The organism is Paenibacillus lignilyticus (assembly GCF_017942085.1).
Classification (GTDB): Bacteria; Bacillota; Bacilli; order Paenibacillales; family Paenibacillaceae; genus Paenibacillus_Z; species Paenibacillus_Z lignilyticus.
Genome location: NZ_JAGKSP010000017.1, coordinates 71,106 through 95,585 on the forward strand (window position 1 = coordinate 71,106; position 24,480 = coordinate 95,585).

General features: G+C 54.2%; 19 protein-coding genes and 1 riboswitch. Of the genes, 5 read left to right on the forward strand and 14 right to left on the reverse strand.

The features are described 5' to 3' along the window. From I8J30_RS27055 to I8J30_RS27065, 3 genes are read left to right on the forward strand one after another with little or no spacing between them, the layout of a single operon-like run. Positions 1-1,341, forward strand: a complete 1,341-nt coding sequence (locus I8J30_RS27055) for a spore germination protein (RefSeq protein WP_210663472.1) — start codon at positions 1-3, stop codon at positions 1,339-1,341. Beyond that, complete coding sequence (locus I8J30_RS27060) at positions 1,341-2,432, forward strand: GerAB/ArcD/ProY family transporter (protein WP_240548420.1); 1,092 nt, start codon at positions 1,341-1,343, stop codon at positions 2,430-2,432. The genes I8J30_RS27055 and I8J30_RS27060 overlap by 1 nt, the downstream gene beginning before the upstream one ends. Next, on the forward strand, positions 2,429-3,496 hold the full coding sequence (locus I8J30_RS27065; RefSeq protein WP_210663476.1) for a Ger(x)C family spore germination protein: 1,068 nt from the start codon (positions 2,429-2,431) through the stop codon (positions 3,494-3,496). Before I8J30_RS27060 ends, I8J30_RS27065 begins: the two co-directional genes overlap by 4 nt. 101 nt (positions 3,497-3,597) lie before the next feature. Here the strand turns inward: I8J30_RS27065 and glpK are convergent, their stop codons facing one another. The 7 genes from glpK to I8J30_RS27100 all read right to left on the reverse strand — a co-directional run bounded on the left by glpK (position 3,598) and on the right by I8J30_RS27100 (position 13,892). After that, on the reverse strand, positions 3,598-5,100 hold the full coding sequence (gene glpK / locus I8J30_RS27070) for a glycerol kinase GlpK (protein WP_210663478.1): 1,503 nt from the start codon (positions 5,098-5,100) through the stop codon (positions 3,598-3,600). Positions 5,101-5,132: 32 nt separating this feature from the next. Then, on the reverse strand, positions 5,133-7,025 hold the full coding sequence (locus I8J30_RS27075) for a glycerol-3-phosphate dehydrogenase/oxidase (protein ID WP_210663480.1): 1,893 nt from the start codon (positions 7,023-7,025) through the stop codon (positions 5,133-5,135). A 42-nt stretch (positions 7,026-7,067) separates the two neighbouring features. Then, entirely contained in the window at positions 7,068-7,901 is an 834-nt protein-coding gene (locus I8J30_RS27080) for a carbohydrate ABC transporter permease (protein WP_240548416.1), read from the reverse strand. A 16-nt stretch (positions 7,902-7,917) separates the two neighbouring features. Then, the gene (locus tag I8J30_RS27085; RefSeq protein ID WP_091224230.1) at positions 7,918-8,799 is read right to left on the reverse strand and encodes a carbohydrate ABC transporter permease; all 882 of its coding nucleotides are present in this window, start codon (positions 8,797-8,799) and stop codon (positions 7,918-7,920) included. Between the two features lie 146 nt (positions 8,800-8,945). After that, the gene (locus I8J30_RS27090) at positions 8,946-10,283 is read right to left on the reverse strand and encodes an ABC transporter substrate-binding protein (RefSeq protein ID WP_210663482.1); all 1,338 of its coding nucleotides are present in this window, start codon (positions 10,281-10,283) and stop codon (positions 8,946-8,948) included. A 104-nt stretch (positions 10,284-10,387) separates the two neighbouring features. Continuing rightward, a complete protein-coding gene (locus tag I8J30_RS27095) occupies positions 10,388-12,034 on the reverse strand; it encodes a response regulator transcription factor (RefSeq protein WP_210663484.1) in 1,647 nt (548 codons plus the stop codon). Next, positions 12,009-13,892: a sensor histidine kinase gene (locus tag I8J30_RS27100; RefSeq protein WP_210663486.1), complete on the reverse strand. Its 1,884-nt coding sequence runs from the start codon at positions 13,890-13,892 to the stop codon at positions 12,009-12,011. Before I8J30_RS27100 ends, I8J30_RS27095 begins: the two co-directional genes overlap by 26 nt. A gap of 95 nt (positions 13,893-13,987) precedes the next feature. Next, positions 13,988-14,073: riboswitch (ZMP/ZTP riboswitch) on the forward strand. Between the two features lie 95 nt (positions 14,074-14,168). On the opposite strand from I8J30_RS27100, the gene I8J30_RS27105 reads away from it, so the two are divergent. Together I8J30_RS27105 and I8J30_RS27110 are read left to right on the forward strand one after the other, a co-directional pair. Beyond that, positions 14,169-15,032: a bifunctional 5,10-methylenetetrahydrofolate dehydrogenase/5,10-methenyltetrahydrofolate cyclohydrolase gene (locus tag I8J30_RS27105; RefSeq protein ID WP_210663488.1), complete on the forward strand. Its 864-nt coding sequence runs from the start codon at positions 14,169-14,171 to the stop codon at positions 15,030-15,032. Between the two features lie 2 nt (positions 15,033-15,034). Then, positions 15,035-15,664: a cyclodeaminase/cyclohydrolase family protein gene (locus I8J30_RS27110; protein ID WP_210663490.1), complete on the forward strand. Its 630-nt coding sequence runs from the start codon at positions 15,035-15,037 to the stop codon at positions 15,662-15,664. 27 nt (positions 15,665-15,691) lie between these two features. Here the strand turns inward: I8J30_RS27110 and I8J30_RS27115 are convergent, their stop codons facing one another. The 7 genes from I8J30_RS27115 to I8J30_RS27145 all read right to left on the reverse strand — a co-directional run bounded on the left by I8J30_RS27115 (position 15,692) and on the right by I8J30_RS27145 (position 24,462). Then, positions 15,692-17,233, reverse strand: a complete 1,542-nt coding sequence (locus I8J30_RS27115; protein WP_240548417.1) for a sensor histidine kinase — start codon at positions 17,231-17,233, stop codon at positions 15,692-15,694. Then, positions 17,230-17,913: a response regulator transcription factor gene (locus tag I8J30_RS27120; protein ID WP_210663573.1), complete on the reverse strand. Its 684-nt coding sequence runs from the start codon at positions 17,911-17,913 to the stop codon at positions 17,230-17,232. The genes I8J30_RS27115 and I8J30_RS27120 overlap by 4 nt, the downstream gene beginning before the upstream one ends. 171 nt (positions 17,914-18,084) lie before the next feature. Next, on the reverse strand, positions 18,085-18,375 hold the full coding sequence (locus tag I8J30_RS27125) for a small, acid-soluble spore protein, alpha/beta type (protein WP_210663492.1): 291 nt from the start codon (positions 18,373-18,375) through the stop codon (positions 18,085-18,087). Positions 18,376-18,436: 61 nt separating this feature from the next. Further along, a complete protein-coding gene (gene corA, locus I8J30_RS27130; RefSeq protein WP_210663494.1) occupies positions 18,437-19,390 on the reverse strand; it encodes a magnesium/cobalt transporter CorA in 954 nt (317 codons plus the stop codon). Between the two features lie 42 nt (positions 19,391-19,432). Continuing rightward, positions 19,433-20,863, reverse strand: a complete 1,431-nt coding sequence (locus I8J30_RS27135; protein WP_210663496.1) for an S-layer homology domain-containing protein — start codon at positions 20,861-20,863, stop codon at positions 19,433-19,435. A 1,010-nt stretch (positions 20,864-21,873) separates the two neighbouring features. Then, the gene (locus tag I8J30_RS27140; RefSeq protein WP_210663498.1) at positions 21,874-23,298 is read right to left on the reverse strand and encodes an ABC transporter substrate-binding protein; all 1,425 of its coding nucleotides are present in this window, start codon (positions 23,296-23,298) and stop codon (positions 21,874-21,876) included. A 27-nt stretch (positions 23,299-23,325) separates the two neighbouring features. Next, the gene (locus I8J30_RS27145; protein ID WP_210663500.1) at positions 23,326-24,462 is read right to left on the reverse strand and encodes an efflux RND transporter periplasmic adaptor subunit; all 1,137 of its coding nucleotides are present in this window, start codon (positions 24,460-24,462) and stop codon (positions 23,326-23,328) included. Positions 24,463-24,480 lie beyond the last annotated feature (18 nt).

Sequence of the window (24,480 nt, forward strand, 5' to 3'; positions counted from 1 at the left end):
ATGGAAGCCTATGTCGAAACGCTGAAAAAGCAAACAAAAACCCAGCACGACTTAAGAATCGATCAGCTCCAAGTGGGATCGATCACACTGTGGATCGCCGGCTACGAATCCCTTGTAAGCTGGGAGGAAACCATTTCGTTTATCTCGAACTGCGGCATCGGCGCGGATTCCGGCTTCGAGGAAATCTGCGCGCGCTTATTAGGGCAAGCTTGGACACCGGCCACTATGGATCTTTTGCTGCAAGGGAAGGTCGTCTTGATCGATGCGACGGCAAATCGCGCATTCAGTTTTCAAGGCAAGCTCAAGCAGCTCGATCGCGCGATTGATAAAGCGGAAAACGAGTTCCTCCCCTTCTCATCAGCGATCGCCTTCATGGAGCCCTTAACCACCAACATGGGCATTCTGCGCAGAACGATCGATTCAACCGAGCTCCAGATCGAGATTCTTCACTTCCATGGCGTGGCTCAGAAGCAAGCTGCCTTGGTGTATCTGTCGGAGGACGTGGATCGGGATTTGCTCGAAACCGTCAAGAACGCCTTGAAGAAGGCTTCGAAGCAAGACGTCCGGAACGGACAGGACCTCATCCGCATCTTCGGCCAAAGCCGCTATCATTTGTTATCTCCTTATCATAAAACGGAGCTGCCCGGACAAGCCGTCGCGTCCATGATGCAGGGCAGAGTCCTTCTGCTGATCGACGGCGAGCCGACCGCGTACGTGCTTCCCTTGATATTCAGTGATTTCATTGCCTTGGAATGGGACAGGCAATTCCCTATACCCATCATGCTGCTCCTGCGCGGCTTGCGCTTGCTCAGCATTCTGGTCGCGCTGCTGATACCGGGGCTGTATGTGGCTCTTGTATCCGTTAATCCCGAGACGCTGCGGATCGAGCTCGCCCTTTCCATCGCCGAGAGCCGGATCGGCATACCGCTGCCGACGTTTCTGGAGATGCTGCTGCTTCTAATAATCAGCGAAATCATCATCGAAGCGACGCAGCGTCTGCCCAAAACCATCGCATCGACGAACTGCTTGATCGGCGGCATTATCCTCGGTCAGGCCATCGTCGACGCCAAGCTCGTCAGCAATCTCGTCATCATCGTGCTTGCCGCCTCGGTGACGGCTCATTTTGCTTTTCCAAACTACTTGAATACGCTGATCGTGCGGATGCTGCGGTCAGGCGTCGTCATCCTTTCCGGCGTATTCGGGATCTTCGGCTTATTCGTCGCCTTTATCGCCATCTGCTACTACGCGTGCAGCCTGCAGCGGTTCGGCGTTCCGTTCATGGATTTTCTCTCCGCGAAAGAAGCGAGAACAATGACTCTAAGAAAGAAGTGTCGCAATTGATGCATCGATGGGTCGCCACTATGACTGCTCCTATATTCTTTATAGCCGCCCACTGCAGCATCCTGTTTGCCGCCTTTACGCGTTCGATGCTGGAAACGACCGAATACGGCCATTGGGAGCCCGTATGCTTGAGCATGGGGATCGAACTGTTTCTGCTTCTGCTACTTCTGCTCGGGTTCCGCAAAGCGGGGAACAAAGATTACGCCGACCTGTTTTTGCCCCTTGGCAAATGGATTAGCGCCGCACTGATCGTGCCGCTGGCAGGTTTTATCTTGCTTATTCCGATTTTGGCGCTGCGTTATTTTGCCGAACTGATGATTATCGTGTTCATCGCGCGCTCACCGCTTCACGTCATCTTGGCTGTGCTCTGCCTGCTTATGTTCTTCGGGGCTTCCATCGGACCGCAGGGCATTATGAGAGCCAGCACCCTGCTCACGTTAATCAACTTTCCCGTGCTGTTATTCGCCGTATTCGCATGCTTTCAGAATGCCAAATTCGTGCGCGTTTACCCGCTTATCAACCCAAGCATGGACTTTTTGTCCAACAGCACCTTTTTAATAACGCTGTTCTCGATCTGCCCGTTCCTGCTTCTAGGCATGCTGCCTCCCGTATGCAAGGTGAAGATAAGGCCGATCTTAATCAGCTTTATCTTAATTTCGTTGCTGCACGTTGTCGTCCTGTATATTCCGATCGTTATTTATGACCTTAATGCGGCGAAGATTATGAACTTCCCGCTCATGACCAGCTTCGACTCCGTTAACATTACATGGACGGTGTTCAACCGGATTTCGCTGTTTTACGCCGTTGCGCTGCTTGCATTCGTCATGACGCTCAGCTCGTTCTCTATGTGGTCTTCCGCGCTCCTGATTCGCAAGATTATTCCGGCTTGGCGCGAGACCTACATCCGGATTTGCCTTAGCCTCATTGTCTTCTTGATCAGCTTCATCATTCCAAGCTGGAACGATTATATCCGCGTCTTTGCCGCGGATACGTGGTTCCGCCTGTTGATTTACGCGGTCATTCCGACCGCCGTCTTCTTACGGGGAAGATCTATTGCCGCTCAGGAGCGAAAGCGGGTTTTGAGTGAATGATGCGCCGGGCACGTACAGCTGTTTTGCTGCTCCTTTGCATGCTTTCCTTAACCGCCTGCTGGGACATCAAGGATGTCAACCATCGCATGCTCCCTATCGTTATGGGCATCTCTTACGGGGAGGCAAAGAAATATCGGGTTTTTATTCAAGTTCCGCTTCCGTATGGCCGAAAGCTCATTTCCAAGGTGCATTACGAAGAGGCCGACACAATCAGCAAGGCGCTGACCCAAATCGATACCAACATCGAAGCCGGCATCGACTTCATGCATCTGCAGCTGGTTTTGTTCGATCGCAAAGTGGCCATAGACGGCATCCGGGACGAAATGGCTTATATGATACGAAGCCAGCATATGCCGACGAAAGCGCTTGTAGCCATCACCTCGCAAAATATCGAGCAATTTCTCAATCATACCGGAAAATCCATCCAGACCGACGGAAGCGCCTTAATGAATTTTTTCAATAAGAACGCCGGCTGGAGCCCCGAAATCAATCTTGCCTATCTCTGGCAAACCTTCGGCGCCATCCACTCGGATACGCAGGATGTCACGATTCCGATTCTGCAGTCGGGCAAATCGACCATGATGGAATTCGTTGGCTCGGCCATCATGTCGAAGGAAAAAATGGTAGGCGAAATTTCGCAGGAGCAATCGCTGCTGGTGAACTTATACGACGAGCTGTTCCAAGGCTCGGTAGTCGAAACCGCCCATCAAGCCAGCGTGTCCATCGTCAATTGCGATAACCGCCTTCGCACGTCTTGGAGGGACGGAAAGCCCGTGCTGAACATGCGCTTGAAGCTGTCGCTGCATCTGCTTGAGAACAACGGCAACATGACCGAGCAGCAAATCGAAAACGCGTTATCGGAGGCAATGGAGGTCCGGTACAAGCAATTATTCAAGAAGCTGCAAGCCAGCAAAGCGGATTCGCTGGGGACGGGCGAATATTTCCGGAACAAGCTGGCCTTCTCCAAGCTCAAGCAATGGCGCGAAACGTATTACCCCCAGCTCATTCCGGAAATCAAAGTGAAATGTATCATTACGAATACGGGCGACATCCGGAAAAATTAGCCGCTTTTAGTTCGGCTCGCTTAACAAAAGAAAGACGGCGCTAATCTCTGCGCCGTCTTTCTTTTGATGCCTGAAGCAGCCGAGCTGCGGCTGAGGCAAGCCTACAGCTGGTAACCGACGGCTTTCTTCCAGCCCCCGTACACGTCATCACGCCACGCTTCATCCAGCTCCGGCTCGAAGGTACGATCCAGCGCCCACAATCCGCGCAGCTCATCCATACCGCTCCAGAAACCGACGCCGAGACCGGCCAAATACGCGGCGCCGAGCGCGGTCGTTTCAAGCAGCACCGGTCTAATTACGGATGCGCCGAGCAGATCGGCTTGGAACTGCATGAGCAAACCGTTCGCGACCGCTCCGCCGTCGACGCGCAGCTCCCGCAGCGGCAGCCCCGATTCCTCGGTCATCGTGTTCAGCACATCCGCCGTCTGATACGCGATCGACTCGAGCGCCGCGCGCACCAGATGGGCCGAGGTAGCGCCACGGGTAAGTCCGGTGATCATGCCGCGCGCATCCGCGTTCCAATACGGCGTGCCAAGCCCGGTAAACGCCGGCACGAAGTAGACGCCAAGCGTATCCGCGACCGAAGCGGCCAGCGCTTCGCTGTCCGCTGCATGCGCAATCAGACCGAGCCCGTCGCGCAGCCACTGCATGACGGAGCCTGCCGTGAACACGCTGCCTTCGAGCGCGTACGTAGTGCGGCCGTCAATCTGCCATGCAATCGTCGTGAGCAGTCCTTTCGCCGATGCTACCGGCGCGCCGCCGGTGTTTTTGAGCAGGAAGCAGCCTGTCCCGTACGTATTCTTCGCCATGCCGGTATCGAAGCAGCCCTGCCCGAACAGCGCTGCCTGTTGGTCGCCCGCAACGCCCGCGATCGGAATCCCTGCCGATTGCGAGCCTGCCGCACCGCCTCCGGCAGCATCGCCAAGCAAACGCGTATACCCGAATATGCCGCTGGACGGCTTCACCTCGGGCAGCATGGCTGCGGGAATACCGAGCTTCGCCAAAATGTCGGCATCCCATTCCAGCGTATGGATGTTATACAGCATCGTCCGCGACGCATTGGACACATCCGTAGCATGCACGGCACCTTCAGTCAGCTTCCAGATCAGCCAGCTGTCGATCGTTCCGGCCAGCGCGCGTCCTTGCTCCGCTTGCTCGCGAATACCAGGCACCGCATCGAGCAGCCACTTCAGCTTCGTGCCGGAGAAGTACGGATCGAGCAGCAAGCCGGTCCGCGCGCGCACCTCGTCCTCCCAGCCATCGGCTTTCAGCGATTCGCACAGCGCACTCGTCCGGCGGCATTGCCACACGATCGCGGGATGAAGCGGCTCACCGGTTTGCGCGTCCCAGACCACAAGCGTTTCGCGCTGATTCGTAATCCCGATCGCGCGAATCTGCTCCACGCCAACGCCGGCCGCCGCATCGCGCATCACCTGCAGCTGCTTCCGCCAAATCTCATTCGCATCCTGTTCCACCCAACCAGCCTGCGGGAATATAGAAGCGAACTCCTGCTGCGCCGATCCCGCAGCACGACCTTGCTCATCGAACAGGATCGCCCGGCAGGAGGTAGTCCCCTCGTCCAAAGCTAATATATAGCGTTCCATCGTCTTCGCTCCCCGTTACAAGCCTTTTCAACCTATTCCTGCACGAATTCGGGAAATTCCGTCACAGCTTTCAGCTCCGCTTGCACGCGGGCCAATTCTGCCTTGCACTGCGCGTCATTCCAGCCGAAGCGCTGCCCCATCAAGTGGAGGATAGGCTGTACCAGCGTTTCCGCCCGTTTGCGGTCAAATAAAATCATACTCGTCCGCCGCACCAAGAAATCAACCGCGCTGCAAGTCATCTCTTCCTCGATCGCGTAATCGAGCTCCGCCCGTAAAGCACGATCCCATTTCGCAGCAGCAGATGCACCTGCAGGCGAGGAAGCAGCCTGCCCTGAAGCCGAAGCACCGGCCGCACCGGTAAAGCCGACCGATACCGTAATGCGGCCGTTTACCGCTTTGGCCGCCGGCCCCAATACGGAAGCCCCCGCGCCTGCACTTACGCCAGCCGAACCGGCTCCCGGCAGCCCCGCGCTCGCAACCCCGCCGGCAGCTCCCGCAGCAACGCCTGAGTTCCCGCTCTCCGCTTCCCTGAGCGCGGCATAACGCGCCAATAGCTGCGCGGCATTGCTGCCATACCTCGCAACCCAGATCTTCAAATCCTCCTGCGGCACACCCAGCTTCAAGCCTTGGCTTAGCAGTTCCTTTTGCAGCTCGTCGAACGAATGATATCCGCCATAATCGCCGCCGGAGAGCATCTCATCTCCTGTCGTGCACCGGCCGAACTTACGGCCGGTCCCGCGCTTAATCTCATCCGCCACGAGATCCACGACCTTCTCGGCCATTTTGCGGAAGCCTGTCAGCTTGCCGCCTGCGATCGTAATGAGTCCCTTCTCCGAAATGAACATTTCGTCTTTCCGGGAAATTTCCGAAGGGCTCTTTCCATCTTCGTGAATGAGCGGCCGAACTCCTGCCCAGCAGGACTCCACATCCGCCGCCTTCAGCTTCGCCTCGGGGAAAGCCGCATTGGCCGCATGGAGCAAATAATCGCGGTCGGCGCGCGTCGTCACGACGGAACCGGGATCGCCGTGATAGAACGTATCCGTCGTCCCGATATAGGTTTTGCCGTCCCGCGGGATGATGAAGATCATCCGGCCATCCGGTACGTCGATGTAAACCGCCTGCTGCACCGGCAGCCGTTTACTGTCCACGACCAAATGAACCCCTTTTGTCAGCAGCAGCCTTTTGCCCGTTACCTCGCCGTCCAGCCTGCGCACGTGATCGACCCAAGGCCCTGCCGCATTCACGATCTTCCGCGCATAAACGTCATAGTGCTTGCCGCTTCGCATATCCGCAATTCGAGCGCCGCATACTACGCCGTCTCGATACAGCATTTCTTCGACTTTGGCATAATTCACAATCTCCGCGCCATGCCGATGAGCCGTCTTCATCACCTCAAGCGTGAGCCGCGCATCGTCTGTCCGATACTCGTAATAGTAGCCCGAACCGCGCAGCCCCTCCCGCTTCAGCAGCGGCTCCAGCGCTTCCGTTTGCTCACGCCGGTACATTTTGCGCCGCTCCGCACGTTTAACGCCCGCAAGTCTGTCATAAATATATAACCCAATGGAAGAAGCCAAATAACCGTAGGTGCCGCCTTTATAGACCGGCATCAGCATCGGCGTCGGCGTCACGACATGAGGCGCATGCTTATGCAGCAGCGCCCGTTCGCGACCTACCTCCGCAACCAATTTGACCTCACCTTGTTTCAAATACCGCAGCCCGCCATGCACCAGCTTGGTGGAGCGGCTGCTCGTACCTTGCGCAAAATCGCCCATCTCCACAAGACCTGTCCGAAGACCGCGCCGCGACGCATCCCATGCAATCCCGGCCCCGGTTATGCCACCCCCGATGATAAGCACATCGAGCAGCTCCGATGACATTCGCTCTAGACGCGCAGCCCGGTGCTCCACCGAGAAAGATTCGCCCATGCCGTTCATTCCTCCTTTACCGTACATCCGAAAACGGAACCGTTACCCCTTAACCGCCGAACCGACCGTAAGCGCATTTTCCACCTGCTCGCTAAAGAGCATATACATCAGCAATGTCGGCAAGCTGGCAATCGTCATCGCCGCGCCCATCGCACCCCAGTCTGTCGTGAATTGACCTTGGAAGAAGAGTAAACCAAGCGGCAATGTTTTCAAAGACTCTTTAGTTATCAGTATAAGCGCAATAGGAAATTCATTCCACGCGGCGAGAAATACGAAAATAATCATCGTCGCAACCGCCGGCCGTATAATCGGCAGCATGATGCTGAAGAACGCCCGATAGATCGATGCCCCGTCGATGCATGCCGATTCTTCGAGCTCAACCGGAATACTGCGGAAGAAACCGTAGAATACCAAAGTGGCAAAAGAAAGATTGAACGCAATATACGGAACGATCAGCGTCGCGTAGGAGTTCGCCAGATGAAAATCGCGCATCAGAATCGCGAGCGGAATCATAATGACCTGCACCGGCACAAACATGCCGATCGTCATATAGACTCTGGCGGCGCCGCTAAGCCGCCATTTCATGCGCGCCACCGCATAGGCGAACAGCACCGCAAGCGATAGACTTCCGACGACGGTAGCTATAGATACGATGACGCTATTCGTAAAGTACTGCGGCACATTGAAGCTTTTCCAAGCCGTCACATAGTTCTCGAACCGGAAATGCGCCGGAAATCCAAACGGATTGGTGACGAAGATTTCATTATTGTCTTTGAGCGAATACGCGATCATCCAGAACAAGGGATAGATAGAGAGCAAGGCGTACAGCCAAATCATCAAATTGGACACGGGGTGCTTCAGTTTGAACATTCTCATAGATGGCATCTCCTTCCTAGTATACGATGGGATCGCGCGCGATAAGCCGGTTAATCAGCAGCGTAATGACCAAACATTCCATGACAAGAAACGCTGCCGAGGCGCTGCCGTAACCAAACTCGCCCACCCGGAACGCCGAGCGATACATCATGTAGGTGAGCGTATACGTAGTCGTACCCGGGCCGCCGCCGGTCATAATGAACATGTTTGCAAAAGCATTCAAGCCGCCCGTGAGCGCCAGCACCAAGCAGAATTTATAAGTTTCGGAAAGCAGCGGAATCGTAATGCGGGCATGGGCCTGCAGCTTGTTGGCCCCATCGATCCGTGCCGCTTCCATGTAATGCTCCGGTACCGATTTGACCGCCGCCAGCAGCAGTGCAAAGTGATACCCCATGTACTGCCAAGCATTAACGGCTGCGAGTGCAAAGATGGCGGTCTTCTCATCCGTCAGCCAATCCTGGCGGTACGAAAGGCCGAGCGCCTCAAACAGCTTATTCAGCAAGCCATACTCGCCGTTATACATCGCAAGCCACAGCTGGCACACTACCGTGATGGACAGCACGACGGGAATAAATACGCTGATCCGCACGAATTTACGGCCGCGCATGGCGATTTCCGCTACGGCGAAGGCAAGCAGCGTGCCGATCACGATTTGCACAACCGCAATGACGGCCGCGAACACCGCGCCGTTATACACGGACGTTCGGAATATGCGGTCATGGAACAGTCGCGTATAGTTGTCGAGGAAGATGAACTTCCCTTCGGTCAACCCATCCCAATCCAGCAAGCTGCGATAGAAGACCTGCACGACCGGATAGAACACAACGATGGTATATAGTAAAAGGGCCGGTAAAATAAACAGTAGAATTGCCGTCTTGTTGCCCAGGTATTTTCTCATGCCGCCACTTCCTTTGTTATGAAATCAATGCTATAGAGAAGAAAAACCCATACCGGGAAGCCGGCATGGGTTTTTCCGGTTAAGCTTACGCGCCGCACCGCTATCGGACGGTGCTTTGAACCTGATGCTTCATGCTTGCGTCTGCCTTACTTCGAAGCCTCAATTGCACTGTCTACATCCTGCACGAACTGCTCGGCCGTATAGTTGCCTGTCATTAGATTTTGCGATGCATCCTCAATGGCTGCTTTAAACTTCGGATTGCTCAGTCCCCATGCGAACGAGGTTGTTTTCATGCTAGGGATATCTTTGGCCAGCTGCTCCATCGTTGGCGGGAATTTATTGATGATCGCTTTATCGACCTTCGTTGCCACGATCGGCGTACCGCGCTCGGTGTATTTGTACTCCGCATATTTCTCAGCGATGAACGCCGCTACTTTCGCCGCAAGCTCAGGATCCTTTGTTGCCGAGCTGACCGCATAGCCGCCGGGACCGCCGCCGCCGCTGAAGTTCAGCTTCGCGCTTTCATACGCCGCTGCATCTGCTGCCGGGATATACATGTAAGCCAGCTTGTCGCCAAGCGCTTTGGTCGAAGCATCGATTTCCCACTGACCGTTGACGAACATCGCCGCTTTTCCTTCATGGAACAGCGCTGCCGCTTGATCGTAGTTGAGGTTCGTTGCGCCTTTCGGCAGCAAGCCTGCACGTACAAGCGTGACGATTTGCTCCGCCGCTTGCTTGAACGCCGGGTCGCTTGCTTTCGCCTCGCCTTTGTCCAGCTTCGTAATGCCAGCCGGCTCTGTGCGAGTAGCGAACATATCGAACAGGGCTACTGTCGGCCATTTCTCTTTCGCGAATAGGGAGAGCGGCGTGATGCCTTTCTCGTTGAACGCTTTTACCGCCGTCATCAGCTCATCGTAGGTAGTAGGAACCTTTACGTTGTTTTTCTCGAAGAGCTCTTTGTTGTAGAACATCAGCGCCAGCTCATTGCCGGCATAAGGGAAGGCGTAGATGTGGCCGTCTTCCGTGACGAGCGTGTTCATCGCGCTCGGCTGCATTTTGTCCTTGAAACCGAACTTGTCGGCATATTGGTCAAGCTCGAGAATGTTGCCTGATTTCTTCAATGTATTGATAATGTCCAGACCCGCTTGGAAAATATCCGGCAGATTGCCTGTAGCTGCATAAGTCTTGAGCTTCTGTCCATCATCTTGCGCCTGTACGTCGAGCTCCAGCTCCACATTCGGCATTTCCTTCTTCAGCTCCGCGACCGCATAATCGTAAGGCTTCTTCGTATCGTCATCCGCATATTGCGCGTAAATCCGCAGCTTCACCGGCTCCGTATTCTCTGCCGGAGCGTTCGTACCTTCTTCGGCCGGCTTGTTGCTGCTGCCCGTGCTCGCATTCTTCTCTGTGTCGTTATTCGAGCCGCATGCCGCCAAACCAGTTACCATCACGGCTGAAATAAGCATTAGTGTCCATTTTTTCATCTTTAATACCCTCCCCTATTACTATTACTGTGTGCTTCCCTTACGTTTCTCATTATAAAATGCCGTTTCTCCCCCGATAATGGAAAAAACGATGGCGTTTTGTATTATCCGCGCATCGTTTCATTCCCTTTTATCCGATTCTCGTATTCGCTCGGCGACCAGCCGAAGAACTTCTTGAAGCTCTTGCTGAAGTAGCTGCCGTCGCTGTATCCGATGCTCTCCGCAATGTCCGACAGCTTGCGATTGCCTGCTCCGAGCAGCTCCTTCGCTTTATTCATCCGAATATGCGTGATGTAATCCGTGACGGTCATCCCGCTCTCTTTCTTGAACACGGCGCGCAGATAGCTGGCGTTGATGAATACATGCTGCGCTACCTTCTCTACCCCAAGCTCGGCATCACCGTATTGCTCCTCGATGAAAGCTTTTGCCGCCTGCGCGATGATGGACGATCTTGTTTTCTTGTATCGCCTCGTATAGTGAACGGCCTTGGCGAACAGCTCCTTCATCCACAGCTCCGCTTCGTCTATGGAAGCTAGCTCGCGGATCTCGTGATACGGGAAGAAATGCTCGCCGAAGCAATCCTCTATAGGCTGGCCTGCTTCGCTGACATAACCGAGACAGACCGATACGAGGCTCATGCAAATCACATAAGTATAGTCGATAGACAGCTTCTGCTCCCGGATGAGCCGGAACAGCCCACTTAGCTTAGCATCGATTCTCACATCATCTTGCGCGCGCAGCAGCAATTGCAGCTCATCGCCAAGCTCCGGCGGATATTGCACGCCTGTACCTTCCTTCGAGATGTGCTGCCCGAAAGCGATGACGCGATCATTGCCGAGCACGAACTTATTCTGAAGCGCCGTGAGCGCTTCTTCGTACGAGCAGCGAATGCCGCCAATCCCGCCGTAAATTTGGCCAACGCCGATGGTGATCGTTAATTTCAAATAGCGTTTGATCAGCATGCACAGCTTCTCGAACGGCTCCAGCTTCGGAAGCCCGGCCTGGGCTTGCGAGCCTCTGATCGAGGCGCCTGCGCCTGCGCCATGCGGCAAGCCATATAGGCAGATGATGCGGCCTTCCGGTCCATTGAAGATAACGGGCTTCCCTCCGGAATCCTCCATCGCTTCCGCAAGAATGTTGGTCACGGCATATTTCCACAGCAGCCGTTCGCTTACCTCGCCCCACTTGCGATCGATCTCATCGATCTCAATGCACGCCACCGCATAAGCCTTGGCATCCAGCTGCAGCTGGTAGGAGCCGAGCTGCTGCAGAAGCACGTCCTCATGCTCCGCCAATTCTCCGCTGACCAGCCGGTTCAGCACGCTCTCCTTCATGAGCTGCAGATTCTTCAGATGCGTCGACTGCTCTTCCCTCTGTTTGCGGTGATGCTCCTGCAGCTTCAGCAGCGTGAGCGTCAGCTCATCCTTGGAAAAGGGCTTTAAGATATAGTCCTCGACGCCGAGCTTGAGCGCGCGCCTTGCATAGTCGAATTCGTTATGGCCCGTGATCAGCACAATGCTGATGCCGGGGTAGTCTTCTTTCAACCGCTGCGCAAGCTCCAGCCCGTCCATAAACGGCATCGTAATATCGACAAGCGCAATATCCGGCGTTGTCTGCTGCGCGATCTCGAGCGCTTCCAGCCCATTCTTCGCTTCCCCAATGATCCGGTAGCCGTACAGCTCCCAGTCCAGCACCGTGCGTAAATACTCGCGGAATATAGACTCATCATCCGCGATCAGTAAATTCAACATGCCTGCCGCCTCCTGTCTCCTCATGCTGTTCCATAGGCAATCGTACTTGAATCTCCGTTCCCGCGCCGGGCTCGCTGATTAGCGTAAGTCCGTACCCATCTCCAAAATACAGCTTAATCCGGCTGTCGACGCTGCGCATCCCGAACGAACTGCCGGTATTTCCGGCAGCAGACAGCACTGCGGCGGGCGTTGTGTTCGGTGAATCTGCGCTTGGCCGCAACAACGTCTCCAGCCTTTCCGGCGGAATGCCGACTCCGTCGTCCTTGACGGTAAGCAGCAAATCCTGCCCTTCGATGCCGCCTGTCACGATAAGGTGGCCGAACGTCCCTTTTGTCTTCAGCCCATGATAGATGGCATTCTCCACGAGCGGCTGCAGCGTCAGTTTTAACACGGTACAAGAGAGCACTTCCGGCTGGACATCGATTTGGTAATCGAACACGTCGGCATACCGGATCCGTTGAATGGCCAAATAATCGCGCAGCCCCTGCAGCTCATCCTGAAGAGGAATCGCCTCTTTACCTTGGCTTAAGACGATGCGGTAATAATCGGCCAGCGATTTGGTTGTTCGCTGCACATCCTTGACTCGCCCGATCTCCGAGAGCGTATAGATCACGTCGAGCGTATTGTACAAGAAATGAGGTTTGATTTGGGATTGAATCAGGGCCAGCTCGTACTCCCGCTTCTTCTTCTGTTCGAATCGCACATTATCGAGAAGCAAATTAATGCGCGTAAGCATCGTATTAAAGCCGGATGCGAGCAGGCCCAGCTCGTCGTTCGATTTGACCGGCAGCTGGATGGTCAGATTTCCTTCTTTCACCAGCTTCATATATTTGGTCAACAGTACGATGGGCCTGGCGATGAGCCGATTTAGAATACCCGCGCCCATCAGCGCGAACAAGAAGCAGAAGAAGCCGATGGTCATGATGAGCGCCGTGATTTTGCGATTATCCGCCGTCAGCGCATTAAACGGTTCCATGGAGATCAGCTTCCAGCCGAACTTAGGCATCTCCGAGCTGATGACAAGCAGCTTCTCCCCTAGGAAACGATCGATTGTCGAACCGCTGTTTGTTTGATTGATCCACTGTCGAAGCGCCTTGTCTTCCACGGGCTTGAGCAGCTGCTCCTTATGAGTAGAGGAGACGATCGTTCCTGCTTGATCTGTCAGCATGTAGCTGCCGCTTTGATCGTTACCGATGTTATTGTAAATCGCCGAAAGCGATTGTTCCTTCACATTAAGCACCAGCAGCCCAAGCTCCTGGCCGGTGTAGATGTTATTGATTTTCTTGCCCACCGTTAGAACCGGCTCGTCCGCTCCGAGCGTCAGATAGCTTCTTTTGTCCATCGGAAACCAGATGTTCTGGCCGGTCGTTTCGCGAATGCGCTTCATCATCGGGGTCTGCAGCAGCGTCTCCGGCTGAGGCGCGCCGGCGTTCTCAATCGCAGCCGATGTACCATAGATCGTGCCATAGGTATCAATGAATGCAGCGCTCTCCACATCCGGAAAAACAAGCAGCGCGAAGCTAAGCTGATTGGTAATCAGGGTCGACAGCAGCAGCGAACGTTCCCGGCTAATTTCCCCTTTGTTATGGTCTTGAATGACGCGGTTTAAGTTGATCGTTAGTATATTGGCGCAGCTTTCCGCATTCGTCAGAATACCATTCATACGCGTAATGATCAGCGAGGAATTGTCGCTCACATTGCTGATCGTCTTGTCGACGATCGCATTGGTGTAGATGGTGTTGGACGCAAAGCCCAGCACCAGCAGCGGTACAATGATCAGCGGAATATAGATCGCGATGATTTTGCTGCGAATGACTTGATTCCGCAGCCAATTGGGATAGAGCCAGTTTGTCAGCACAAGCGCGTTGCTCCTTTCGCAATTACCCAAGATCCAGCAACATTATAGCACAGCCCTGTTCAAAGGCACCTCCTCATGCTACACTCTAGGAAAATAAGGCTGCATGCAACTGGCGAAATCAGTGGAATGAACCACGAGGGAGCATGCGGATCGAATTACACCGTTCGCCTGGGGAGAAGTATTTGCGGCTGGCTATGTCTGAGGACTAGCCTGCCTGCGGATGCTTTTTTTCGTTTCTGATCGACCGTACATTCAAGGTGAGGGAGAGGATCTCTAATGGCCATTGTACTGAAAGCGAAAGAAGCGGCTGAGCTCGTGTATTCGGAAATAGCGGCCCGCGTTAAGGAATGGAAAGAGAATGGAAAACAGCCGTCTCTGGCGACACTGCTGGTCGAAGGTGATGCTGCCTCAGCTTACTATGCAAGCTCCAAGCAGAAGATTGCCGAGAAGCTGAGTATCTCGTTTCAGCTCCATACTTTCGCGAATGATGTCTCGGAAGAGGAATTGAAGCGCGTCATCGCTACGCTTAACGAGGACGAACACATGCACGGCATCATGCTCGAGCTCCCTCTGCCCGCGCATTTATCGGCATCTGCAATTGAAGCTTGCATCGCCCCTGCCAAAGATATCGATGGCGTTACTCCATCCAACAAACTTGCGGTTTACACCGGCAATGACACGGGACTTTATCCCGCAACGCCGCAGGCCTGCATCGGGTTACTCAAGCATTACGGGTACAAACTAGAGGGTCGCAACGTGGCTTTAGTCGGCAGGGGTCAAACCGTCGGCCTTCCGCTGTTTCATCTCCTTCAACGGGAGCATGCTACCGTGACCGTTTGCCATTCCAGGACGCCGGATCTGGCTGCTCAGCTGAAACATGCGGAAATCGCCATCGTGGCGGTCGGCAAGCCGAATATGATTACGAAGGATATGGTGCATCCGGGCTTAATCCTCATCGACGCAGGCATTAACGAGCGTGCAGACGGTTCGATCACCGGCGATGCCGCTTCGGATCTGAGCGATGGAGCCGCTGCTGTCTCACCGGTTCCCGGCGGAGTCGGCACCTTAACGACCGCGATTCTGTTTCGCAATCTGATGAAAGCAATGGATATCCAAACGTCGATGAAAGGAGATGCGTGACGATGACTACAGTATCGTGGGATGATTCCATTCGCCGCTTCTTAGAGAAGGCGGCCAGCGCCGACCCCACTCCCGGTGGCGGAAGCGCCGCTGCCCTTGCCGCAGCGCTCGGCACGGCCATGACCGCAATGGCGGCCCATCTCTCGCAAGGAGAGAAGTACGCCGATGCACGGCTTCAAGTTAACGCTGCATTGAACGAGATGCAACGGCTTTCCGCCTCTTGTGAATCGCTGCTCGCCGAAGACATTTCAGCCTTCGACGGTTATATGCATGCATTGAAGCTGCCTAAACAGAATGAGTCTGAGAAAGCTGTTCGCCAAGAGGCGCTCCATAACGCGACCATTGCCGCCATCGAAGCGCCGCTCCGGCTGATGGAGGTGTGCAGAGCGGCGCTTCTGTCTACACTAAGCATCGCTTCCTGCACGAATGCGCATGTCATCTCCGATCTCGGTATCGGCGCCTTACTCCTTGAAGCCGCTGCGCAATCCGCGCTCTTAACGGTGGAAATCAATTTAGCCGCACTGAAGGATGAAGGGATGAAAGCCCTTTACGCAGCGAAACGCGCCGCCCTTATCGCTGAAATCGAACAACTCAAAAACCGGACATTAGCTGTCGTACGCGACAGAATCTAATGTCCGGTAACCTGTTTCTACTATGGCTCAAGCCGCTCCCTGCACCCTTACGCTGAAGCGTACGCCTTCAGCCGTATTGGCGATGCTATATTCAGCGCCGTGAGCATCCAATACTTTGCTGACAATATAGAGACCAAGTCCGCTGCCGCCGGTGGAGCGGCTGCGTGACTGCTCCACCCGGTAGAACGGCTCGAACAATCGAGGCAGCTTCGACTCCTCCACCTGCACGCCGGTGTTCAGCACCTCCAGCCTGTACCACGGATGAAGCGACTTCACCTGCTGCTCGCTCCCCTCGTCTGCTGCGCGATACTCCTCGGATAACCGAACAACGACCCGCTCCGCATCGCCGGAATATTGAACGGCATTGGTGATGATGTTCGCCACAGCCTTCGACATGAGCCGCTCATCGGCCGTAATCATCGCTTCCTCCGGCAGTTCGACCTCCAGCCTCAGCTGTTTGACGCCTGCCAGATAGCTCAGATTGTTCATCGATTCCCGAACCAATTCGGATAGGTCCACCTTGCGCATCAGCGGGCGGAAATCCCGACTCTCCAGCTTCGACAGCTCCAAGATCTCGTGCACCAGCTTATCCATGTCCTGCATGATCGTATAGGATTGGCGCAAATATCTGTCCCGATCGCGATAAGAGCCCACGTTCGCAATCATGGCTTCCAATTGACCGCTTACCGCGGTAATCGGCGTCTTGAGCTCATGGGAAATCGTCGCCACAAACTCCCGGCGCTTCGCTTCCTGTTCGCGTTCCTGTTCAATATCGCTCTTGAGCTGCGCGTTGGCATCCTGCAGCTCCCCCATCGTCAGCTGCAAATTAACCGCCAATTTGCTGAGGCTTAGCGACAGCTCGCCCAGCTCGTCCTTCGTATTCAGGGCAGGCTTCGTTACGGAGAAGTCGAGTTTGGCCAGCCGCTTTGCCACTCGGTTAAGCGAGAGAAGGGGCCGCGCGATTAAACGCGAATAGATGAGCGCCCCACCCACTGCAATAAGGAGAATCGGGATCAACATGTAGGGCAGGAACAGCAAGATGACATCCGCCGCTTCCCCGATCGGCTGCAACGGGGCATCCACGGACAGCGTATAAGGATCGTCGCTTTCCGCGAATCTAATCGTCTTATCGACGCTCAGCATATGCATGTTCTGGCCGCTGCCATTACCGTCGCCCGGCCCTTTCATCACATCGCGGCTATCGAGCGCACGCCCTGCTTCAAGCTGCTTGCGCATGCCCAGGTAGCTCGCATTTCGGGACAGCCAGCCGTTCATTCCCCGATAACTCGGCGGGATATAATACCCCTGCCCCTCCTTATCGCGGATCATGAGCGCCGCATTATGCTCTTGACCAAACTTCGCCATGAGCGGAATGGCATCAGCCGCACTCACGCCGTCGATCTGTTTCACCAGTTCGCTGAAGCTGCTCTCGAGCCGAGATTGCTTGATGTTCTTGTAATAACCCGGCAGCATGAAGTAGAGGGTCAAGTAGATCAGCAGCGCGGATACGACCAGCAGCGCAGCCGTAACCATGAAGATTTTAAACCGTATCCCCTTGCGCCGGATCATCCTTCCACCGACGCCAGCTCAGACTCCAGCGAGTAGCCGACCCCTTTTACCGTGCGAATGACGGAGATCCCGAGCTTCTTGCGGATATTCTTAATATGAGCATCGACGATGCGGGAGTCGCCGTAGTAGTCGTAGCCCCATACTTTGTCCAGCAGCATATCACGTGTCATAATCCGTCCGGCGTTATGTACGAGCGTGTGCAGGATATCGAACTCCTTCGTCGTCGTGTCGATGAGCTTGCCGTCGACGAAGATTTTGTACGCGTCGGCATCCAGCCTTAGTCTTCCGTCAAACAGCTGCTCCCCGGACTGCCCGCTGCGCGTGCGCCGAAGGACAGCCTCCACCCGCTTCATCAAGACGTGAAAAGAAAACGGCTTCGTCACATAATCGTCCGCCTCTTCCTCGAACGCGCGCAGCTGATCCTTCTCCTCGCTAAGTGCCGTCAGTACGATGACCGGCGTATCGGAACGCTCGCGAATATTGCGGCATATCTCGTAGCCGTGCATGGAAGGCAGCATTAAGTCTAATATGACGAGGTCATACGACGACTGCTGGAATTTCTCCCAGCCTTCCAGTCCGTCCCCCGCTACATCCACCTCGTATTGTTGAGCCCGCAGAAACTCAGCAATGAGCTCTTGTATATAATAATCGTCTTCGATGACCAGTATTGCGGCAGGCATCGTCCAATCCCCCATCCTACTCAGCATGTTACCCCCAGCATAACCGACGAAGATGAAAACAGTATGAATCGTTTCTGAAAAATAACTGAAAACCATTCGTAAAACAGCAAAAAAAACCACCAGCGATCCGCCGATGGTTTCGTTAAGCGCATAAATAGTTGATGGCCTTCATCAATGCTCGTTATTCTGGCGTGCCAGCTTCTCCTGCGCCATGCGCACAAGCTCTTTGACCATCGCTCCGCCGATCTGTCCGCCAATTTGACCTGCCGACTCCGTCGATAGTTGGCCGTTGTAACCGTGCTCCAGCGGAATGCCGAGTGATTTGGCTACTTCAAATTTCACATCATCGGGTCTGCTCGGATTCACGACATAACCTTCCCGCCGCATCACTTCCGCCTTAAATGCGCTCATTTGAGCATCAGCGCCCGGTACCAGATGTTTTCTCCGACTTCTTCTTGCCATTATTCCTGCCGCCTCCTTAGGGTTGAGTCGTATTCCTTACCGTTCCCTAAGGATAATTTCTCTATTCAAACCAGCCCTTGAGCTTAAACCATGCAAACATGCCCGCAGCAAGCAGCACCATAAACACCAGCACCATATAATAGCCGGCATGCCAGCCGAGCTCGGGCATATTGGAGAAATTCATGCCATAAATGCCGGCAATAAAAGTTAACGGCATGAAGATCACCGTAATGACCGTCAATGTTTTCATAATGGCATTCATCCGATTGGCGTTCAGCGACATATAGTGATCGCGCAGATCCGACGTCATATCGCGATTCGAATCCACCATCTCCGCGAGCTTCAGCAGATGATCGTAGATATCGGTGAAGAACAAATGGTAATGCTTTAAGGCTTCGATCCGCTGCGAATTGAGGATACGGTATAGCAGGTCCCGCATGGGAACGATTGTTTTGCGCAATCGGAGCAGCTTGTTTCGAATTTCGAACACCTGGCTCAGGTCCGTCCGGAATCCTTGGTCGGTGCCGCCTGTTTCGATTTCCAGCAGCTGATCCTCGATCGCCTGCAGCGCCGGAAAATATTGATCCACCAGCTCATCCATCACCGTATATGCGGCATGCAGATTGCCATGCGCTTCCGTATGCGGCTTGCGGATGATTTTATCCCAAGCACGATCGACCTCATGGAGCGGCAGCTGATGGTAGGTCACCAAGAAATTCGGACCGACAAATACATCCACCTCTGATGCCTCAAGCGTCTGCTCGTGGATCGCGTGAAGCACGAAGAAATGCACGTCGTCGTAATGGTCCATTTTGGGACGCTGCAAGTAAAGGAGACAATCTTCTATAGCCAGCGGGTGAAAATGAAAGTAGTCATCGAGAAGCCTAGCTTCTTCTCCCGTCGGCTCGCAGAAATCGACCCAGTACCATTTTAGATGCGCGATTTGGTTTAAGTCCTCCAGCTTGTTCAGCTGTTTAATATGGTGATCATTCGTAACGGCAACAATTCGAATCATGGATCATGAGGCTCCGTCCGTAGTTTTGTCTTCATTGTAGCATTAACGGTATTTAAACTTGAAGCTCACAACGCCGCTGTTATCCATCGTGTAGGAATAGGATGCGAGAGAATCGCCATAGTTTCTCAGCAGCGCTTCCCAGCCGCTCGGTCCTTGCTCGTCCTTATACGTGCGTTTAATGGTGACGGAGGTCAAGCGCGCCTCCACGGCGCTGCTAATTCTCGCTTCGAACTCCGCTTGATTGTTCACGGTGAGGCCGTTGATGACATAATAGTTAAACGTATTGGCTGTAGCTTGCGGAAGCGTATCCTTCCATGCATGATCCTCGCGAAGCGCTTCATCCGTCACGTTGAAGTAGCCGTAGTTCAATCGCCCCGCCACATCCGGAACGGGATCGTCCCATGTTACATCGAGGTTGTAATACGCGCCGTCAATCTTCACTTTGTTCCACGCATGGCTGCCGCCGTCTGCCGTACCGATTACGATATGCGATTCAATGCCCGCCATACTTAGCAGCAGATCTGCCGTCCCCGCATAACCTTGGCATACCGCGATGCCATTCATCAGCACCCCATACACGGAGTAGGATTCCGGCGGAACGGTGTCATTCTTGTAATTCTCGTAATCATAGGCAGTATGCTGCAAAATATAATCGTGAATCGCAAGCTCGCGTTCATATTCGGTCATACCCGGACGGATGATCTCCGCAAGGACCGCTCTCGCTCGGGTGTAGATTTCCTGCATCTGTTCGTTCTTAATGACAACCGGAAGCGATTGTTTGGCCGCCCCCAGGAGATCTTCCTCATCGTTCACAAAATACGTCCCGAACCGCGAGAAAATCCGGTACACCAGCACGATTGCCTGCTCCCGTGTCGTCGTCACGCGCGGTTGAAAACGCAGCTGATTGCCGCTCACATCGCCTTTCATGATGCCGTTTCCGGCCAGCATGCCGATCGCATTGCGCGACCACTGGGCGAGCTGCTTGTCGTCCGCGAATTTCGGCGGTGTTCCTTTTCCCTCTTGGAGCTTCGTTTGGAAGCCGGCTTTGGCCAGCGTGTTATAAAGCATCAGCGCGAGCTGCTCCCGCGTTACATTCGCCTTGGGCGAGAACGTGTTGGGGCTTGTCCCTTTAATAATGCCCAGCTCGTAGGCTTGGCCGATGCGAGGGTTGTTTGTATCCCGAAACGGATTCTGCTTCGGATCCGCCGGTTTCGTGTCGGTCAGCACTTCATAGAGCTGAACCGCCATTTCGCAAAATTCCTGCCGCGTCAATGCCAATCGATAGCTGTTCGTTAATCCATATGGGATGAGTCCGCTCGAAATCGCATCTTGGATTTCTTGCTTCGCCCACTCGCTCGGTGATCCGGTTGCTGCTGCTGCATGCGCTCGTGTCGGCGCCGTTCCCAGCTGACTCGCTGTCGTGCCGATGGCGGCGACGATGAGTGCGATTTTGATCCACTTCTTCGTTCTCATGCTTCTCGTGATCCCCCTGCTATTCGCAAATCTAGCAATCTAGTTCCTACTAGCTTATCACAAAATTTGTCTATCATTTACAATTTTATGGATATTAATCGTTTTTACTATATGTTTAACCTTCGAGATGGAGTTGCGAAACGAGGGGTAATGCTGAGAGTCGGGCTTTCCTACTCTCAGCTACTTTTTCATGCGGTTTTGCCGCTGAGAGTCGGATTTTCCGACTTTCAGACCCTGGCGCAGGCGTTTTCCCCTACTTTGGGGTGCTGAGAGTCGGGTTTTGCGACTCTCAGCTGCTTTTTCACGCGGTTCTACCGCTGAGAGTCGGGTTTTCCGTCTCTCAAGTCCTCATCCCGGCACTTCTCCCGTCTCTGGGGATGCTGAGAGTTCGGTTTCTGCACTATCAACTGCTTTTTCGGACGGTTTTGTTACTGAGAGTTCGATTTTGGAACTCTCATGGGGGCGGGGCACGCGCTTTACCGCGTTTGGGGATGCTGAGAGTTCGGTTTTTGCACTCTCCACATGAACACATCGAGTGGATTTCCCAGACTTTAAGCGAGATATGCCGCTTAAGGCAGCAAAACTAGTCTAGTTGGGGCTCCGATTAGCGGATATAACGCTTATCGAGCCGGTTCGAAGCTCGAAGTGAGCTCATCCGGCGATATTCACAGACTTTATGCGGATATGCCGCTTAAGGCAGCAAAACTAGTCTAGTTGGGGCTCCGATTAGCGGATATAACGCTTATCGAGCCGGTTCGAAGCTCGAAGTGAGCTCATCCGGCGATATTCATAGACTTTATGCGGATATGCCGCTCTTATCAGCATCCCGTCTCACGAAAAACCCCCTCCCATGTAAAGGGGAAGGGACTTGATCATTTTACTCTGTTACTGTTATCTCACCCTGCATACTAGGGTGGGTGGAGCAGTCCACGACAAACTGACAATAAAAAACACCCGCAGAATGCAGCCGCAGCCGCTTCCCGAAGGTGTTTCCATGCCCATTCGTACTGTTATTCGTTCAAATAAATCGTTGCCCGGTTCTGCAGCTGCTTCGCCGCTTCCTCGGCCGACTTGCGGCCCTCGAAGAACGCCGCCGCTTCTTCCTTCACCATATCCATGATGGCGTTATCTTCACCGCTGTAACGTTTGATGCGCGGGATCATATCCACGATCTTCTTGATGTCCGCATCCGTCATTGTAGGAGGCGAAACTTCCCCTTCGGGAGTGGACATCTTCATGTTGCCGCTCGTCAACATCTTCATCGATTCCTCGACCTGCTTTGCCGTCATATCCTTGCGCACCGAGAAGCCAAACATGCCCGGCGTTCCCTGCATCTCCGCAGAGAGCAAATATTTCAAGAATTCCCAAGCTTCCTTCTTCGCGCCCGACTTCGCATTCAGGGCAAGCATAAGATCGCTGTCGAACGTCATGCCCTTCGCTTCGCCGCCGGACGGGGTTTGGAAAACCTCGCCGCCGCCATCGCCCTGGAACATCATCTGCGGAAGCATCACCAGCTCCATCGGCATCATCAGATTCATATGGCCAAACGATTGCTGGCCGCGGCCCGCCATCTGATCGTTGATCAATCCATCGTCGTACAAGCTCTTCAGGTTCTCCAGCATAGCCGCAAAATCTCCCGAATCAAACGATGCTTTCTTTCCTGCCGTATCCACATAATGCTCATAGCTCGACTCGACCATCAGCTTCAGCAGCTGTTCCTTTGTCATCCCTGTCATGGCGTAACGGTCCGGCTTGCCGTCACCGTCCTCGTCCTTCGCGATCTTATGAGCAATCTCCGCAAAATCCGCCCATGTCCATTTGCTGTCGTCGACTTTAACGCCTGCTTGGGTCAAATCCGCATTGCTGCCCAGCATAATATCCAGAGAGAATTTCACCGGCACTGCCGCCTGCTTACCTTCACTGTTCGTCACCGCATCCATAATGCCTTCGTAATAATCCTGAAGGTTAAACGTTTTGTCGTCCTTCATCAGCGCTCGAAGATCAACCAGCAGCCCTTTCTCCGCATACTTGTTGAACGGTAAATCCTGCACCGCAATAATGTCGGCACCTTTGCCTGACATCAGCTCCGTATTGACTGTGCTTACGAATTTTTCCACATCCGCCGGGTTTTCCTCCCCGCCTATTGCTTTCGTGACCATTTTACCCATCTCCGGCGTTGCAACGGCAGCCTGAATCTGAATATCGATATCGGGATGCGCTTTCTCGAATTGCTTCTCCGCCGTTTCGAGAAACCGGTCATTCTTCAGGACGGAAATGGAAACGACCGTTTTGCCGTCCTTGGTTTTGACGGCGGGCTGCTCCCCGTCCGCATTTCCGCCATTGCCGCTTGAGCAAGCCGACAGGGCCGTCATCAATGCCAGGCTGACACAGCCGGATTTGATTGTTTTTATCTTCTTGGCTGACTTCATCTTCATCGTTAACACTCCTAATGATTAATGGGATTATTTCATTCGGACACGCTGGCCTTCGCTCAGCGGCTCGCTCATCTCTTCGATGATTTGCTCATCCGGCATGATGCCGTCCATAATTTCGGTATTCGTTTCATCCGAATCCCCAATCGTGACCGCAGCCTTCTCGGCGGTGTACACGCTCCCGAGCGGCCCCTTCTTCTCCTTGACGATCCATACAAAATAACCATCGCTGCCTTGATGCACCGTACCGCTCGCCAGGATGATCCCGCCGATTTTCCCGGTTTTTTTCACCGACAGCTTCACTTGATCCCCAAGCTTGAGCTCCTGCCCGGTGAGCTTGATCGTAATTTTCTCGCGTTCTTCGGTATCGCCGGAGCCGCCCGTTGCATTCCCGCTGTCGGCATCCTCGATGTCTTCGACCGTCCCTTTCGCCATCTTCCACCTCTCACCGCTAACAACGGAAAGCGAAACGGCTTCGCCGACGCGCAGCTTGTCCGCATCATCCGCATCATCCGTGAAGCTGAAAACCAGCCCCTGGCTCACATCTGCAAGGACCGCAACAGCCTGCCCCCGCGGCGAAGGCAGTCCTTCTGTCGCCTCAAGCTTGGTGACAATGCCGTCGAACGGTGCCCTGACAGCGCTGGCGTTCTCAATGGAATCGCGCATCGTCTCCAGCTTGCGCCGCTGGATGTCCAGGTCGTATTCCGCAATTTCCAGTTCACGCTTCAGATCGCGGACTGCGGACTGATCGTCCTGTCGCAGCGCGTCTACAACTTGCTCCCGCTGCTTCTCCATCCGCAGCTTCGCCTGCGCATACCGCGTTTCTTCATCCTCCAGATTCCGCTTGGCCTCTGTCGTATCGTAAGAAATCAGCAGTTGCCCCTTCTTCACGGCGTCGCCTTCTTCAACATGAATCTTCGTCACGTCGCCGTCGCCTTCGGCGAACAGTTCCTCCGTTTTCTCGGCTTCCAGCTCGCCTTCGCCGGCAATCGTACGCTCCAGCTGGCCGAAAGCAGGCTTCGTCACCGTCACCTTCGGCAATGCCATGCCCGCAATCGTGTTCGAGAAGAAAGTGAGCACGGCCAGCGCGCCAAAGAAAAGGATCAGCACTGTTCCCATCAGCCGTTTACGCCGCTTTAATCGGTTATCGTCCAGCATCGTGGACATTCCCTTCAACTCCTAGAT